Source organism: Bradyrhizobium canariense, assembly GCF_900105125.1.
GTDB classification, from domain to species: Bacteria; Pseudomonadota; Alphaproteobacteria; order Rhizobiales; family Xanthobacteraceae; genus Bradyrhizobium; species Bradyrhizobium canariense_A.
Genome location: NZ_LT629750.1, coordinates 5,130,900 through 5,147,606 on the forward strand (window position 1 = coordinate 5,130,900; position 16,707 = coordinate 5,147,606).

A 16,707-nucleotide genomic window follows, 5' to 3' on the forward strand; every position below is an offset into this window, starting at 1 on the left:
CCTCAATAACCTGTGCGGTCATAAACTTGGCTGCCATCCTCCGCGAAAGCGGAGGATCCAGTAATCGGTGACGGTTATGATCGACGACCGGCAGCGCGGGTTACTGGATGCCCCGCTTTCGCGGGGCATGACGGGTTAAAAGTTTCTGTTAGTTCAGCGCCTCGTCCAAGAAAGCCTTGAGTTGCGCCAGATGCTTCGACATCAAACCGGTGGCCGTTGCAGCAGCCGCAGCGCGACCGGCGTAACGCGGACGCCTGTTCGGCGCGTTGATCTGGTTCAGCACCCATTCGAGATAGGGCTCGATGAAATGCCACGCGCCCATGTTGCGCGGCTCTTCCTGACACCAGACGACCTCGGCGCCCTTGAACCGGCCGAGCTCCTGCACCAGCGCCTTCAGCGGCACCGGATACAGCTGTTCGACGCGCAACAGATAGATGTCGTCGATGCCACGCTTTTCGCGCTCCTCGTAGAGATCGTAATAGACCTTGCCCGAGCACAGCACGACGCGGCGAATCTTCGCATCCGGCACCAGCTTGATCTTCTCGTCCGGCAGCATCTGCGCGTCATCATAGAGAATGCGATGGAACGTGGTGCCGGCGCCCATTTCCTCCAGCCGCGAGACCGCACGCTTGTGCCGCAGCAGCGATTTCGGCGTCATCAGAATCAGAGGCTTGCGGATTTCACGATGCAATTGGCGGCGCAGCACGTGGAAGAAATTGGCCGGCGTGGTGGCGTAGACCACCTGCATGTTGTCTTCGGCGCACATTTGCAGGTAACGCTCGAGCCGCGCGGAGGAATGTTCCGGCCCCTGGCCTTCGTAACCATGCGGCAGCATGCAGACGAGACCCGACATCCGCAACCATTTGCGCTCGCCCGACGAGATGAACTGGTCGAACAGCACCTGCGCGCCATTGGCGAAGTCGCCGAATTGCGCTTCCCAGATCGCCAGCGCGTTCGGCTCGGCGAGCGAATAGCCGTATTCGAAGCCGAGCACTGCTTCCTCTGAAAGCAGCGAGTTGATGACTTCGTAATGGCCCTGATCGCCGCCAAGATGATTGAACGGCGTGTAGCGGCTTTCGTCTTCCTGATCGATCAGCACCGAATGCCGCTGCGAGAAGGTGCCGCGCTCGCTGTCCTGGCCCGACAACCGGACATGATGGCCTTCCTGCAGCAAGGTGCAGAACGCCAGCCCTTCGCCAGTCGCCCAGTCGATGCCGACACCGGTATCGATCGCCTTGGCGCGATTTTCCAGGAAGCGCTGGATGGTGCGGTGAACCCTGAAGCCGTCAGGCACCTTGGTGATCTTGCGGCCGATATCCTTCAGCACCGCGAGATCGACGCCGGTGACGCCGCGGCGCGCGTCTTCTTCCGCATCGGCCGACTTGAAGCCAGCCCATTTGCCATCGAGCCAGTCGGCCTTGTTGGGCTTGTAGCCGGAGCCGGCTTCGAGTTCGGCATCGAGCCGCGCGCGCCAGTCGGCCTTGGCCTTCTCGACTTCGCCTTCGGTCATGACGCCTTCGCCGATCAGGCGCTTGGAATAGATTTCCAGCGTCGAGGGATGCGAGGCGATCTTCTTGTACATCACCGGCTGGGTGAATGCCGGCTCATCGCCCTCATTGTGACCGTGCCTGCGATAGCAGAACATATCGATCACGACGGGCTTGTGGAATTTCTGCCGGAACTCGATCGCAACCTTGGCCGCGAACACCACCGCTTCCGGATCGTCGCCGTTCACATGGAAGATCGGCGCGTCGATCATCTTCGCCACATCGGACGGATAGGGCGAGGAACGCGAATAGCGCGGATAGGTGGTGAACCCGATCTGGTTGTTGACGATGAAGTGCAGCGAGCCGCCGGTGCGGTAGCCTTTCAGGTCGGACAGACCAAAACACTCGGCGACCACGCCCTGGCCGGCGAACGCCGCATCACCATGCATCAGCAGCGGCAACACCGAAATGCGCTGGTCCGGCGGATCACCATGCTGATCCTGCTTGGCGCGCACCTTGCCGAGCACCACGGGATCCACGATCTCCAGATGCGACGGATTGGCGGTCAGCGACAGATGGATCCGGTTGTTGTCGAACTCGCGATCCGACGATGCACCGAGGTGATATTTGACGTCGCCGGAACCCTCGACCGCGTCGGGATTGGCGGAGCCGCCCTTGAATTCGTGAAACAGCGCGCGATGCGGCTTGCCCATCACCTGCGTCAACACGTTCAGTCGGCCACGATGCGGCATGCCGACGACGATTTCCTTGACGCCGAGATTGCCGCCGCGCTTGATGATTTGTTCCAACGCCGGGATCAGCGACTCCGCGCCATCGAGACCGAACCGCTTGGTGCCGGTGAATTTGAGATCGCAGAATTTCTCGAAGCCTTCGGCTTCGACCAGCTTGTTCAGGATCGCGCGCCGGCCCTCGCGGGTAAAACTGATTTCCTTGTCCGGTCCCTCGATCCGTTCCTGAATCCAGCTCTTCTGCGCGGCGTTGGAGATGTGCATGAACTCGACGCCGAGCGTCTGGCAGTAGGTCCGTTCGCAGATCGCGACGATTTCCCGCAAGGTGGCGTATTCAAGTCCCAGCACGTGATCGAGGAAGATCTTGCGGTCGAAATCGCCGTCCACGAAGCCGTAGGAGCGCGGATCAAGCTCCTCGCGATCGCGCGGCGCCTCGATGCCGAGCGGGTCGAGCTTGGCGTGAAAATGCCCGCGCATGCGATAGGCGCGAATCAGCATCAAGGCGCGCACCGAATCGCGGGTCGCCTGGTGGACGTCGGCCGCCGATACCTCAGCACCCTTGGCCTGCGCCTTGGCGGCAATCTTGCTGCCGACAGCCTTCTCGACCTGCGCCCAGTTGCCGTCGAGCGCGGAGGTCAGATCATCCTGCGGCGCTAGCGGCCAGTTGTCCCGGCCCCACGAGGCGCCTTCGGCGTTTTTCCGGACGTCGGCCGGGGTGTCTTTCAGGCTTTTGAAGAATTCCTGCCATTCGGGATCGACCGAGCCCGGATCCTGTTCATAGCGGGCGTAGAGGTCGTCGATATAGGCGGCGTTGGTGCCCTGCAAAAACGAGGAGAGGGCAAAAGCGGCGTTCGCGTCCTGGCGAGACATGATGGCGTCCTGGTGGTTTCGTTTTCGCGCGTAGAAGACGGCGCAACGCCGATCCGGATACCGGATCAGCGTATTGGGGGGTGTTTACCCTATATGGGACGAATCTTCGCCCCTAAAAGAACTAAGAATTGAATTAGGATTTCAATTTTTCGACAAGGGTCTTTCCGAGCCTTGCGGGTGAGGGCGAGACGGTAATTCCGGCCGATTCCATCGCCGCGGCCTTGGATCCGGCGTCGCCCTTGCCGCCGGAGATGATGGCGCCGGCATGGCCCATGCGGCGGCCGGGAGGGGCGGTGACGCCGGCAATAAAGCCGACCATCGGCTTCTTGCGGCCGCGCCTGGCCTCGTCTTTCAGGAACTGGGCGGCGTCCTCCTCGGCCGAGCCGCCGATCTCGCCGATCATCACGATCGAAGTGGTCTTGGGGTCGGCCAGAAACATCTCCAGCACGTCGATGAATTCGGTGCCCTTGACCGGGTCGCCGCCGATGCCGACCGCGGTGGTCTGGCCAAGGCCCTCCTGGGTGGTCTGGAACACCGCCTCATAGGTCAGCGTGCCCGAACGCGAGACGATGCCGACATTGCCGGGCTTGAAGATGTTGGCCGGCATGATGCCGATCTTGCATTCGCCCGCCGTCATCACGCCGGGGCAATTGGGCCCGATCAGCCGCGATTTCGAGCCGCTCAACGAACGCTTGACCCGCACCATGTCGAGCACCGGAATGCCCTCGGTGATGCAGACGATCAGCGGGATTTCGGCATCGATGGCTTCGCAGATCGCATCGGCGGCTCCCGGCGGCGGCACATAGATCACGCTGGCATCGGCGCCGGTCTTCTCGCGCGCCTCGGCCACGGTATCGAACACCGGCAGATTAAGGTGCGTGCTGCCGCCTTTGCCCGGCGAGGTGCCGCCGACCATCTTGGTGCCATAGGCGATCGCCGCTTCCGAATGGAACGTGCCATTCTTGCCGGTGAAACCCTGGCAGATAACCTTGGTGTTGTTGTCGATCAGGACGGACATGGCTGGGATTGCTTTCGCGAAACGGTGGGAAAGGGGCTAGTGGAGGCGCCGATAGACGCCGGTGAGCACGTCGGCCCATCCTTCGGCGTCAGGCGAAAACTGGATCTTCATGCTGTAGCTGTTGTCGTCGATGACTTCATAGACATGGCGGGCGTTGCCGCGCAGCGAACCGCGCACGAGGATCAGCGCCTTGCCGCTCCAGCCGCCGGAAGCCGGCGACGGCGGATAGTAGCCGAGCGAATCGTGCCAGAATAATTTGTAGAGCCGGTCTTCGCGATCGTAGGTGAACACGCCGTGGGTGGCGAAGCTTTGCTTGCCCTCGCGCATCTGCCGCGAGTCCTGAATCAGATAAAAGCCGTCGAGATCGATCCGGGCGGTGACCTGCGAAGTCGCGGGTCCGCCCGCCGTCCAGCGTGACGGATAGACCATCTCTTCGCCGGCCCACTCGCCTGCGAACACCGCGAGCCTGCGATGCTCTTCAAGCGGCTTCGGCGCGGCGAGATGGTCCTCGGCCATGGCTCAGGCTCCCTTGACGGCCTTGACGATTTTCTGCGCGGCGTCGTCGAGATCATCGGCCGGCAGCACGTTGAGGCCGGACTCGCGGATGATCTTCTTGCCGGCATCGACATTGGTGCCCTCGAGCCGCACCACCAGCGGCACCTCGAGGCCGACTTCCTTCACCGCGGCCACCACGCCTTCGGCAATGACGTCGCACTTCATGATGCCGCCGAAGATGTTGACCAGAATGCCCTTCACATTGGGATCGGCGGTGATGATCTTGAAGGCGGAGGCGACCTTTTCCTTGGTGGCGCTGCCGCCGACATCGAGGAAGTTCGCCGGCGCCATGCCGTACAGCTTGATGATGTCCATCGTCGCCATCGCCAGGCCGGCGCCGTTGACCATGCAGCCGATATTGCCGTCGAGCGCGACATAGTTGAGGTCGTATTTCGACGCCTCGATCTCCTTGGCGTCCTCCTCGGTCTCGTCGCGCAGCGCGGCCACTTCGGGATGGCGGAACATGGCATTGTCGTCGAACGACACCTTGGCGTCGAGCACGCGGAGCTGGCTCTGCTTGGTGACGACCAGCGGGTTGATCTCCAGCATCGCCATGTCCTTGGCGACGAACGCGGTATAGAGCTGCGCCACCAGTTTCTCCGCCTGCTTGGCGAGATCGCCGGATAGTCCCAGCGCTTTTGCAACGGTGCGGCCGTGATGGCTCATGATCCCGGTGGCGGGATCGACCGAGAAGGTCACGATCTTCTCCGGGCTGTTATGGGCGACGTCCTCGATATTGACGCCGCCTTCGGTCGACACCACGAACGACACTTCGGAGGTCTCGCGGTTGACCAGGATCGAGAGATAAAACTCCTTGTCGATGTCGGAGCCGTCCTCGATATAGAGGCGGTTGACCTGCTTGCCGTGCGGCCCGGTCTGCACCGTCACCAGGGTTGCGCCCAGCATCTGCCTGGCGAACTCGTTGACCTCGGCGACCGACTTGGCGATCCGCACGCCGCCCTTGTCGCCGGCACTGGCCTCCTTGAACTTGCCCTTGCCGCGGCCGCCGGCATGGATCTGGCTCTTCACCACCCAGACCGGCCCGGGCAGGGTTTTCGCGGCGGCATCGGAATCGGCCGCCCGCAGCACCGGTACGCCCTTCGAAATCGGCACCCCGAATTCGTGCAGCAGCGCCTTGGCCTGGTATTCGTGAATGTTCATATGCGCTCCCCGAGCCCGATCGATCTATTGGCTACAGCTAAAGACGATCAACGGCCAAGCAGATCGGGCGCGATCTTCTTGCAGGCGTCGACCAGACCCTGCACCGCGCCGACCGACTTGTCGAATGCGTCGCGGTCCTTGCCGGCCAGTTCGATCTCGACGATACGCTCGACGCCCTTCGAGCCGATGACGACGGGCACGCCGACATACATGTCCTTCACGCCGTATTCACCGTTGAGATAGGCGGCGCAGGGCAGCACCCGCTTCTTGTCCTTGAGATAGCTCTCGGCCATCGCGATCGCGGACGCCGCCGGCGCATAGAACGCCGAACCGGTCTTCAGCAGGTTGACGATCTCGGCGCCGCCGTTGCGGGTGCGGTCGACGATCTCGTCGAGCCTCGCCTGCGAGGTCCAGCCCATCTTCACGAGGTCAGGCAACGGAATGCCGGCCACGGTGGAATACCGCACCAGCGGCACCATGGTGTCACCATGGCCGCCGAGCACGAAGGCGGTGACGTCTTCCACCGAGACATTGAATTCGTCGGCAAGGAAATAGCGGAAGCGCGACGAATCCAGCACGCCGGCCATGCCCACCACTTTCTTGTGCGGCATGCCCGAAGCCTTCTGCAGCGCCCAGACCATGGCATCCAGCGGATTGGTGATGCAGATGACGAACGCGTCGGGGGCGTATTTCTTGATGCCGGAGCCGACCTGTTCCATCACCTTGAGATTGATGCTGAGGAGATCGTCACGGCTCATGCCCGGCTTGCGCGGCACACCGGCGGTGACGATGCAGACCTTGGCGTTATCCAGCGCTTCATAGGAATTGGCGCCGGTGAAATTGGCGTCGAACCCGTCCACCGGGGAAGATTGCGCGATGTCGAGCGATTTGCCCTGCGGCACGCCCTCGGCAATGTCGAACATGACGACATCGCCAAGCTCTTTCAGGCCGATGAGGTGAGCCAGCGTTCCGCCGATCTGGCCGGAGCCAATCAAAGCAATCTTGTCACGCGCCATGGGAAATCTGTCCTTTGAACGTCAAGCAGGAGGATGGAAAGAAGCTGGAAGGCTGGTTATCCCTTTCGACTGATACGTTCAAGTCGGAGGCATGCTCAATTGTCGGGCCTGCCTTGATTTCGGCCAGCCAGACCAACCCTGCCCGTGCTCCGGAATGACCGCCAGGGTTCTACGTCTCCACCAGCCCGGTGCTGGTGCCGCTGGCCACCGAATCCTTGTGCCCGTGAGGCAGTGCCAGATAGGATTCCGAACTCATCTCGATCAGCCGCGACGAGGTTCGCTTGAACTCGTTCGCCTCATTGCCCTCGGCCGCCAGATACAGCGAGAGCGGATCGGCCTCGGCCGAGGCCATCAACTTCACGGCATTATCATAAAGCGTGTCGATCAGCGTGATGAACCGCTTGGCCGCGTTGCGCTCGGCATAGCCCATCACGGGAATGCGGTCGATCAGGAGGGTGTGATAGTCGTGCGCGAGCCGCAAATAGTCTGACGCGGCCAGCGGCTTTTCGCAGATGTCGGCAAACGAAAATCGGGCCACGCCGTGCGCCGAACAGGGCACATGCAGGATGCGGCCCTTGATCGAAATATCGCGCGGCTTGCAGGGCGCTTTGCCGGTCATCCTCGCCCACGCCTTGTCGAGCGCGGCATCGGCATCGCGATCGGCCGGCGTCAGCCACATTTTCACACCTGCGAGCTTCTCCAGCCGGAAATCCGTGCGCGCATCGAGCCGCAGCACATCCATATGTTCCGCGATTTGCGCGATGAATGGCAGGAACAGCGACCGGTTCAGACCGCCCTTGTAGAGATCGTCAGGCGCGACGTTGGAGGTCGCCACCACCACCGTGCCGAGATCGAACAGCTTTGAGAACAGCCGCCCCAGGATCATCGCGTCCGCGATGTCGGTGACGTGGAATTCGTCGAAACATAACAGCCAGGCCTGATCGAAGATCGCATTGGCGGTGAGCCCGATCACATCGCCATCGGCGATCTCGCCGCGCGCGATATTCTGGCGAAAGCCATAGATGCGCTCATGCACCTCGGCCATGAATTCATGGAAATGGGCGCGGCGCTTGTGCTCGACCTGGCTCTGCTGAAAAAACAGATCCATCAGCATGGTCTTGCCGCGGCCGACTTCGCCATAAACATAGAGGCCGCGCGGCGGGCCCCCGTTCTTGTCGGCGAACAGCCGGCCGAACAGGCCCTGCTTGCGCACCGGCTTATAGCTCGCAAGCCGCTCCTCGAGGGTGGCGAATGCCTCGGCGGCCTCCGCCTGCGCGGGATCGGGTTCGATCGCGCCGGAGGAAACGAGGGATTGATAGTGCGCGTGGAAAGCAGCGGATGGGGTGGACAGCATGGTCCACCTTTCGGCCCCAGGCTCACGAAAATTGCAAGTCATGAATTGATGCAGGGGCTATGCGGCTATGAGCGTCGGGGTACCGCTGCGCCGCTAAGCGCAGACCGCCGCCCCGCAAAAACCGGTATCCAAAGACGTGCTCCGCACCTTAACCGGAGACGACCGCGCCTGCCCTCAAGCCCTTACGCGCACAGCGCGTAGGAATCCTCGACCACATAGGGTCCGCCGCCGGTAGAAGCGCGGGAAGAGAACAGCACGAAGCGCGAGGCGGTAAACACCTTGCTCGGGAAATAGCCGCGCACCGACAAATAATCCGCGACATCCTGGCTTGAGGCGTCGTGCAGCCGCGCCAGGGTCACGTGCGGCGTGAATTTCCGCCCTTCGGGATCGAGCCCGATCCGCTGCATCAACCGTTCCAGTTCCGCCTGCAGCTCGATCAAGGGCCGGCTGGGCGCGATGGAGGCGACCACCGCACGCGGCTTGCGCCCGCCAAAGCTCGACAGCCCCTGCAGCTTGACCTCGAAAGGCTTGCGGTTGATCCGAAACAGCATCGAAGCGATCTCGTTGGCGGAGATGCCGTCGATGTCGCCGATGAAGCGCAAGGTGACGTGATAATTTTCGGGATCGACCCAGCGTGCGCCCGGAAGGCCGCCACGCAAATTGGAAAGTGTCTGGCCGATCTCGGCCGGAACTTCCAGTCCAGTGAACAAACGCGGCATCGCAAAATCCCCGATGCGGAGGTGCAAGCTTTTTGAGGCTTACACCTGAAACGAACCCGGTGACGAATCACCGATACTTATTTTTACCGTAGTTATGTGACTCTGCGAAGCATCAGGCGTTAACGGGCGATAAACCATCGGAAAAAACACGGGGTAACGTTATCGCTGCCCGTTTTTCAGCTGTGTTGCCCGCCGATCGAACCAACGAGTGCCTCCACACTGGGCAAAATGTTTTTCACGATCACATCGACGCCCTCCGCCGTCGGATGCATGCCGTCGGCCTGATTGAGCTTGGCGTCGGCCGCGACGCCCTCGAGGAAAAACGGATAAAGCGGCACCGCGAACGATTTCGCAAGGTCCGGATAGATCGCGTTGAACTGTGCCGCATAGTCGCTGCCGTAATTCGGCGGCGCCACCATCCCGCACAAGAGAACCGCGATCTTGCGCGCCTTCAGCCGCGTCAGGATATCCGATAGCGCGGCGCGTGTGATCTTGGGGTCGATACCGCGCAAGGCATCATTGGCGCCGAGTTCGAGGATGACGGCCTCGGTGCCGTCAGGCACCGACCAATCGAGCCGGTCGCGGCCGCCTGAACTGGTATCGCCGGATACCCCGGCGTTGCTCATGTCGACCTCTATACCTTTGGTCTTTAACGCCTTTTGCAGCTGCTCCGGGAATGCGGCGGAGCCCAACAGGCCAAGGCCGGCGCTTAGCGAATCGCCCAGCACCACCATCTTGATTGGCTTTGCGGCCGGAGGCGCCGGCGTCTGCGCCAATCCCGTTTGTGCCGTCATCAAGCCCATAATCAACACGAGTATGTGCACGAGCATCCGCGTTCGGCCCTCGACCGCGGCGGCGAAAGTGCCATATGACCGAACCATGGACAGTCTCATCGAACCCTCGTCATTGGCCGGCCTCGAGCCGGACACCATCTCGATCTCGAACGTCAATCTCTCGCTGGGCACAGGAGCCGCCCGCGTTCATATCCTGAAAGATATCAGCCTGAGTGTGGCATCCGGCGAAGCGATCGGCCTGATCGGGCCATCGGGCTCGGGGAAATCCACGCTTCTGATGGTGATGGCGGGGCTGGAACGCCCCGACAGCGGAGAGGTGGTGGTCAACGGCACGCCGTTCAATGCCCTCGACGAGGACGCGCTGGCGCGCTTCCGCGGTCGTCAGGTCGGTATCGTGTTCCAGTCGTTTCATCTGATCCCGACCATGACGGCGCTGGAGAATGTCGCGGTGCCGCTGGAACTCGCCGGCAATCCCGATGCGTCGGAGCGCGCCGCGCAGGAACTTACATCGGTCGGCCTTGGCCACCGCTTGCACCACTATCCCACCCAATTGTCCGGCGGCGAGCAGCAACGGGTCGCGTTGGCCCGCGCACTGGCGCCGGATCCCGCTATCCTCGTCGCCGACGAGCCCACCGGCAACCTCGACGAGGCCACCGGCAAGCAGATCGTCGATCTCCTGTTCACCAAGCACGCCGAGCGCGGCATGACGCTGGTGCTGGTGACCCACGACACCTCGCTGGCGCAGCGTTGCGATCGCGTGGTGCGGCTGCGCTCGGGCCGCATCGACGGGCAGACAGCGGACCGCAAAGCGGCTTCATGAGCACGATTTCCGAATCTGCGCCTCGCGGCCGCGGTAGCTCGCTTGCCTTGCGTTATGCCTTGCGCGAATTGCGCGGCGGCTTGCGCGGCTTTTACGTTTTCATCGCCTGCATCGCGCTCGGCGTGATGGCGATTGCCGGGGTCGGTTCGGTCGCAGCCAGCCTCGGCGAAGGACTGGCGCGCGAGGGCCGCACGCTGCTGGGCGGCGATGCGGCTTTTTCGCTGATCCAGCGTGAAGCCAAGCCCGATGAGGTGGCCTATCTCCGTTCGCGCGGGCAGGTATCCGTTGCGGCGACGGTGCGGGTCATGGCGCGCGCCAGTGGCGGCCAGCTCGCCTTGGTCGAACTGAAGGCGGTGGACGGCAGCTACCCGATGCTGGGCGAACTCACGCTCGATCCAGAAATGCCGGTGACGGACCTGCTGGCCGAGCGTGACGGCGCGTTCGGCGCGGCCGTCGATTCAACCCTGCTGGCGCGGCTGGACCTGAAGATCGGCGACCGCGTCACCATCGGCAACGCGACATTCCAGATGCGCAGCGTGGTCGACGCCGAGCCCGATAAGCTTGCCGGCGGCCTCGGCTTCGGGCCGCGATTCCTGGTCAGCGAAGCCGCCCTGCGCGCCACCGGTCTGTTGCAGCCGGGCAGCCTGGTGCGCTGGATTTACCGGGTCAAACTGCCCGATAACGTGGCTGGTGATGCCGGCGTGACGGCGCTGATCGACAATGTCAGGGCGGCATTGCCGCAAGCGGGCTGGGAAATCCGCTCCCGCAGCAACGCCTCGCCGCAGCTCGAGCGCACCATCAGCCGGTTTACCCAGTTTCTGACCCTGGTTGGCCTGGCAGCACTGCTGGTCGGCGGCGTTGGCGTCGCCAACGCGGTCAAAAGCCACATCGATCGCCGCCACGACGTCATCGCCGCCTTCAAGGCGCTCGGCGCCACCGGCCGCGACGTGTTCGCGATTTACCTGACGCAGGTCACCGTGCTGGCCGTGATCGGCTCGGCGATCGGCCTCGCCGCCGGTGCGGCGCTGCCTTTCATCATCGTCGGCCTGTTCGGCAAGCTGCTGCCGCTGCCGGTGGTGCCGGCGCTGCATCCGGGCGAACTCCTGCTGTCGTTCGTCTACGGCCTGCTTACGGCGCTGGCCTTTGGACTATGGCCGCTCGGTCGCGTGCATGACGTGCCGGTGGCGGCGCTGTTTCGCGAGACGATCACCGGCGAAGGGCGCCGCCCGCGCTGGCGCTATCTCGCCTTGATGGCGGTTGTGATCGCGCTGTTGATCGCGGTCGCGATCGGGCTTGCCTACGACAAGCGGGTCGCGGCCGTGTTCGTTGCATCCTCGATCGTCGTATTTGCCGTGTTGCGCGGCATTGCCGCGATCCTGATGGCGCTGGCGCGGCGTTTGCCGAGAAGCCGCATCACCATGCTGCGGCTCGCGATCACCAATATCTACCGGCCCGGCGCATTGACGCCGTCGGTCGTAATGTCGCTCGGGCTGGGCCTGACGGTGCTGGTCACCATCACGCAGATCGACGGAAATCTGCGCCGGCAATTCATGGCCGCGCTGCCGGAGCGCGCGCCGTCGTTTTATTTTATCGACATTCCCACCAATGAGGCCGACCGCTTCAACGCATTCCTTAAACAGACCACGCCGCAATCGACCGTCGAGGATGTGCCGATGCTGCGCGGGCGCATCGTCTCGGCCCATGGCGTCAAGGCCGAAGACCTCAACGCCTCAGCCGATTCCGAATGGGTGCTGCAGAGCGACCGTGGCCTGACCTATACCGGCGAGATCCCGAAGGGTTCGAAAGTGGTCGAGGGCAAATGGTGGGACGCGGATTACAACGGGCCGCCGCTGGTCTCGATCGAGAAGAAGATCGCCGACGGCCTCGGGCTCAAGCTTGGCGACCCGATCGTGGTCAACGTGCTGGGCCGCGATATCGCCGCCACCATCGGCAACATGCGCACGGTCGACTGGCAGAGTCTCGGCATCAATTTTGTGCTGGTGTTCTCGCCCAACGCCTTCAAGGGCGCGCCGCATACCCATATCGCGACACTGACCGAGACGCCCCCCAACCCCGCCGGCGACGCGCAAATCGTCAAATCGGTGGCCGACGCCTTTCCGATGGTGACAAGCGTGCGGGTGCGCGAAGCGCTGGAAACCATCGGCACGGTGGTAACCAACCTGGTGCTGGCGATCCGCGGCGCCAGCGCGGTGACGCTGATATCGGCGATTCTGGTGCTGGGCGGCGCGCTCGCCGCCGGCCATCGCCACCGGGTCTATGACGCCGTCATCCTCAAAACCCTGGGCGCGACCCGAGCGCGGCTGCTCGGCGCCTATGCGCTGGAATATCTGATGATCGGCTTTGCGACCGCCATTTTCGGCGTGATCGCGGGCTCCATTGCGGCCTGGCTGATCGTGACAAGGCTGATGACGCTCAGCTTTATCTGGCAGGCCGGCAGCGCCGCGGTCGTGGTGGCGGCAGCGCTGCTCGTCACGGTCGGATTGGGGCTGGCCGGCACATTGCTGGCGCTCAACCAGAAGCCGGCCACGGTGCTGCGGAATTTGTGACAATTTGAAGCGGCGCCTGCCCCAGGGTTAACGCGATTTAAGCTGGAAATTGCAGGCGGGGCGACATTCAGCCGCGCGTGGAAGCTTGCAGCGAATGTGTTAGTTTCCCACATACCAGCTTGGGTCAGACGCCAGTTTGATGACGAAAAAGTAATGTCAGCAAATGGTGGTATCTGGGATAGATTTCTAGCCGGCGCCGCAGAGCCCTTGCGCCCCGCCGGATCAACCAACGGGAATTCGACCATGTCGGACCTAGACCGCAACTATGCCTCTCCTTTCGGCCGGGCCGCCGGGCGCACTGACGCCGCGACCGTCGACGCCGGTCTGCGCGCCTACATGCTGCGCATTTACAACTACATGAGCATTGGCCTGGCTATCACCGGCCTCGCCGCGCTCGGTGTCTATATGGCCGCGGTGACGACCGATCCGTCGGGCGCCGCCGCCAAGATCGGCAACGCGTTCCTGACGCCGTTCGGTTACGCGATGTTCGTGAGCCCCCTGAAGTGGCTGTTCATCCTGGCGCCGCTCGTCATGGTGTTCGTAATCTCGGCCGGCCTCAACCGGCTGCGGCCGGCGACCGCCCAGATGCTATTCTGGGTATTCTCGGCGCTGATGGGTATTTCGCTGTCATCGATCTTCCTGGTGTACACCCACACCTCGATCGTGCGGGTGTTCTTCATCACCGCGGCATCGTTCGGCGCGCTGAGCCTGTTCGGCTACACCACCAAGCGTGACATGACCGGCATGGGCTCGTTCCTGCTGATGGGCCTGTTCGGCATCATCATCGCGAGCCTGGTCAATCTGTTCATCGCCAGCTCGGCGCTGCAGTTCCTGGTGTCGGTGGTCGGCGTGCTGGTGTTCGCGGGCCTCACCGCCTGGGATACCCAGCGGCTGAAGAACGATTACATCTACGGTTATGCCTCGCAGGGCGGTGACGTGGCGGAGCGGGCGGCGATCTCGGGTGCGCTGTCGCTTTACCTGAACTTCATCAACCTGTTCACGCTGCTGCTGCAGCTGCTCGGCCAGCGCGACTGATCGCAAGGCTCATGTGAAGATAGAAGCCTCTGAAAAATAGAAGCCCCGGCCTGATCGCCGGGGCTTTTCTTTTGCGCGAAGCAAAAATAGTCTCGCCTGATGTCCTCGCTTGAAATCCGGCCCGCCACCGAGGCCGACCTTCCCTTGATTACCGAGATCTACGATCACGCGGTCCGTTACGGCACCGCGACATTCGAACTGATTCCGCCTGATCTGGCGGAGATGACGCGGCGCTTCGCCGCGCTCAGAGACGGCAGCTTTCCCTATTTCGCCGCCGCGCTCGAAGGCCGCGTGGTCGGATATGCCTATGCGGGCGCCTACCGGCCGCGGCCGGCCTATCGCTTCACGGTGGAGAATTCGGTCTATCTGCAGCCCGCGATTCATCGCCGCGGCATCGGCCTGCAACTGCTGCAGCGGCTGATCAGTGAATGCGAGGCGCGTGGCTATCGGCAGATGATCGCGGTGATCGGCGATTCCGCCAACGCCGGATCAATCGGCGTCCACACCAGGTGCGGATTCCAGATGATCGGAACGCACCCCCATGTCGGCCTTAAGTTCGGCCGCTGGCTGGACACCGTGATGATGCAGCGCGCGCTTGGCGACGGCGGCACCACGGTGCCGACGGATGGTCCGATAGAGATTTCGCGATAATTTTTATCGTCCTCATTCCGGGGCGACGTCGAATCCGGAATGACGCGCAGCAGGGTGCTCCCTGAACCCCTGGATTCCGGATCCAGCGCTGCGCGCTGGTCCGAAAATGACGGATGCTGCTGCTAAACCACCGCCAGCTTGCGGTCGATCACCAGCAGCACGCGATCGAGTTCATGGCCGCGGCGCAGGATCAGGCCGGTCGCCGAGATCACGCTGTACATGCCCTGCTTGCGCGCGAGCCGCGGATCTTTTTCGATGCGGTAGATCGGGACTTCGGAGGCGCGGCGAAACACCGAGAACACCGCGCGATCCCGCAGGAAATCGATGGCGTAGTCACGCCACTCGCCGTCGGTGACCATGCGTCCATATAAATTCAGAATTCGATTGAGTTCGAGACGATTGAACGTCACGCGATTCGGTACTGCACCCGCAGCGGCATTGCGCGCCGCCGCGCGATTCTCGCTTGGCTCGGCATCCTCCGAAATCGAGGTCATGCGGCATCTCCTGTCATCCCTTCGACATGATTGCGCTGACGGCCCGCCTCTGCAAGAGGTCCGTATCGGGCGCGGCAAGATTCACGTGCAATTTGATGTCCTTGGGGTGGGAAATATACCGTCACGGGATCGTTAGAAGAATCATAATACCGCCCAACTTCCGCCAATCGACCGCCCCGCTGGACTGCGAGAAGTTAACCCTGCGTTGGCCCGGTCCTTTCGATTCCGGATTCCTCAGCCCCCAGCCCCCCGGGGTCGTCGGGATCGGGCCTGTTCGCAGGATAGTTTATCCCCACACTGGGCCAACGAAAGTTGGTCCTTTTTCTTTTTTGGGTATCGGCGCTTTTGGCTAGAGGCTTGACGCGCCGCCATTGCGATGTGCGATTGCACCCTGGCTGTGTGACCCGGACTCGGGCGTATCTGACAGCATCCTTGTCCCAAGTCGGCAACAGCCGGCGCGGATGCGCAAGGCCCCGAATCAAATACTCGAGGTCACGAATTCCGGCCTCGCTTGCTATACGCGCGATCCGGAATGAGGAGGGATGGAATTTAGGTGAAGTGAAATTTAGTGGAGCGACGTGTAGGCCGCCCCTAGCATTGGGCCGGGCCTGTCGCGATTGCCGTCCTGGACATAAACCGCCGCGGCATCGACTCCCTCACGGGAAATATTTTCCAGCGGCACACTCCAGCTCCCGGGACTGCCGTTCCAGTCGCCGACCTTCAGAATATTACGCACCACATTGTGGTAGGTAATTTCACGGCCTCTGTTCTCACCACGTCCGATTGAAATCGGCACTGCCTTCGAGACAGAACATATCCATACTTCGCCATGCGTTACCGCAGGATCTTTGCTGGCGGCGACAGAAACATTGATTTGCTTTCCGGTCACCGCCATCGAAACCGGCACCGACATCACACCTTCGGCCTTTTCGGTATCGCTGATAGCACCTTCAATGCCGGCACGATCGCTCCCGATCACATGCACTGATCCGTTGATCACGGCTTGCGGCGTATAGACGTCGCGATCGCCGCGCATATGGGAATAGGCTTTCTGCCGCGCACTGAAGCGCGAGTCCGCCAGCGTATCTTTCCAGCCCAGATAATCCCAATAGTCGATCGGCATGCTCAGCGCGATAATCGAAGGATCCTTGGCAAGCTCGCCGATAACCCTGTCAGCGGGCGGACACGACGAACAACCCTGCGACGTGAACAACTCCACCACCGCGCGCGGATCGGCGTGAGCCGGGCGAACGATCGCAACAACCGCGAAGATGCCAAGCGCACCTGACCATCGCGAAATGGAGTTGTAAGCCGTTATCGTTGTCATGATGGAAACCGGGAAGTGCCCACACCGTTATCGTTAACTATCTGAACTGCGGTACCGTGTTCGGACCGGTCTTCTAACGCCAGAAGGCGG

The 16,707-nt window shown here is 62.3% G+C and carries 15 protein-coding genes; 5 read left to right on the plus strand and 10 right to left on the minus strand.

Annotated elements, in window-relative coordinates; genetic code table 11:
* Positions 1 to 148 precede the first annotated feature (148 nt).
* The 5 genes from BLV09_RS24345 to mdh all read right to left on the minus strand — a co-directional run bounded on the left by BLV09_RS24345 (position 149) and on the right by mdh (position 6,856).
* A complete protein-coding gene (locus BLV09_RS24345) occupies positions 149 to 3,106 on the minus strand; it encodes a 2-oxoglutarate dehydrogenase E1 component (protein WP_146689202.1) in 2,958 nt (985 codons plus the stop codon).
* A 133-nt stretch (positions 3,107 to 3,239) separates the two neighbouring features.
* Positions 3,240 to 4,124: a succinate--CoA ligase subunit alpha gene (sucD, locus tag BLV09_RS24350; protein ID WP_146689203.1), complete on the minus strand. Its 885-nt coding sequence runs from the start codon at positions 4,122 to 4,124 to the stop codon at positions 3,240 to 3,242.
* 36 nt (positions 4,125 to 4,160) lie between these two features.
* Positions 4,161 to 4,640: a DUF1579 family protein gene (locus tag BLV09_RS24355; protein ID WP_100384800.1), complete on the minus strand. Its 480-nt coding sequence runs from the start codon at positions 4,638 to 4,640 to the stop codon at positions 4,161 to 4,163.
* 3 nt (positions 4,641 to 4,643) lie between these two features.
* Complete coding sequence (gene sucC, locus BLV09_RS24360) at positions 4,644 to 5,840, minus strand: ADP-forming succinate--CoA ligase subunit beta (RefSeq protein WP_146689204.1); 1,197 nt, start codon at positions 5,838 to 5,840, stop codon at positions 4,644 to 4,646.
* 47 nt (positions 5,841 to 5,887) lie between these two features.
* Entirely contained in the window at positions 5,888 to 6,856 is a 969-nt protein-coding gene (mdh, locus tag BLV09_RS24365; RefSeq protein ID WP_100384802.1) for a malate dehydrogenase, read from the minus strand.
* A 14-nt stretch (positions 6,857 to 6,870) separates the two neighbouring features.
* Between mdh and BLV09_RS37450 the strand changes: the two genes are divergently transcribed.
* Complete coding sequence (locus tag BLV09_RS37450; RefSeq protein WP_157810142.1) at positions 6,871 to 7,014, plus strand: hypothetical protein; 144 nt, start codon at positions 6,871 to 6,873, stop codon at positions 7,012 to 7,014.
* Positions 7,015 to 7,025: 11 nt separating this feature from the next.
* Here the strand turns inward: BLV09_RS37450 and zapE are convergent, their stop codons facing one another.
* From zapE to BLV09_RS24380, 3 genes are all read right to left on the minus strand, one after another.
* Positions 7,026 to 8,210, minus strand: a complete 1,185-nt coding sequence (gene zapE, locus BLV09_RS24370) for a cell division protein ZapE (RefSeq protein WP_146689205.1) — start codon at positions 8,208 to 8,210, stop codon at positions 7,026 to 7,028.
* 182 nt (positions 8,211 to 8,392) lie between these two features.
* A complete protein-coding gene (thpR, locus tag BLV09_RS24375) occupies positions 8,393 to 8,929 on the minus strand; it encodes an RNA 2',3'-cyclic phosphodiesterase (RefSeq protein WP_100384804.1) in 537 nt (178 codons plus the stop codon).
* 176 nt (positions 8,930 to 9,105) lie between these two features.
* A complete protein-coding gene (locus tag BLV09_RS24380) occupies positions 9,106 to 9,753 on the minus strand; it encodes an arylesterase (protein ID WP_433994443.1) in 648 nt (215 codons plus the stop codon).
* A gap of 55 nt (positions 9,754 to 9,808) precedes the next feature.
* Between BLV09_RS24380 and BLV09_RS24385 the strand changes: the two genes are divergently transcribed.
* The 4 genes from BLV09_RS24385 (at position 9,809) to BLV09_RS24400 (ending at position 14,796) form a co-directional block, all read left to right on the plus strand.
* Positions 9,809 to 10,543, plus strand: coding sequence for an ABC transporter ATP-binding protein (locus tag BLV09_RS24385; protein ID WP_146689206.1), 735 nt, complete (start codon positions 9,809 to 9,811; stop codon positions 10,541 to 10,543).
* A complete protein-coding gene (locus tag BLV09_RS24390; RefSeq protein WP_146689207.1) occupies positions 10,540 to 13,110 on the plus strand; it encodes an ABC transporter permease in 2,571 nt (856 codons plus the stop codon). The genes BLV09_RS24385 and BLV09_RS24390 overlap by 4 nt, the downstream gene beginning before the upstream one ends.
* 243 nt (positions 13,111 to 13,353) lie before the next feature.
* Positions 13,354 to 14,145, plus strand: coding sequence for a Bax inhibitor-1/YccA family protein (locus tag BLV09_RS24395; protein ID WP_100384807.1), 792 nt, complete (start codon positions 13,354 to 13,356; stop codon positions 14,143 to 14,145).
* Between the two features lie 99 nt (positions 14,146 to 14,244).
* Positions 14,245 to 14,796, plus strand: a complete 552-nt coding sequence (locus BLV09_RS24400) for a GNAT family N-acetyltransferase (protein WP_146689208.1) — start codon at positions 14,245 to 14,247, stop codon at positions 14,794 to 14,796.
* Positions 14,797 to 14,918: 122 nt separating this feature from the next.
* On the opposite strand, the gene BLV09_RS24405 is transcribed toward BLV09_RS24400, so the two are convergent.
* Both BLV09_RS24405 and BLV09_RS24410 read right to left on the minus strand, forming a co-directional pair.
* Complete coding sequence (locus BLV09_RS24405) at positions 14,919 to 15,290, minus strand: DUF2794 domain-containing protein (RefSeq protein WP_100384809.1); 372 nt, start codon at positions 15,288 to 15,290, stop codon at positions 14,919 to 14,921.
* 565 nt (positions 15,291 to 15,855) lie between these two features.
* A complete protein-coding gene (locus BLV09_RS24410; RefSeq protein ID WP_146689209.1) occupies positions 15,856 to 16,617 on the minus strand; it encodes a DUF1223 domain-containing protein in 762 nt (253 codons plus the stop codon).
* Positions 16,618 to 16,707: the final 90 nt, after the last annotated feature.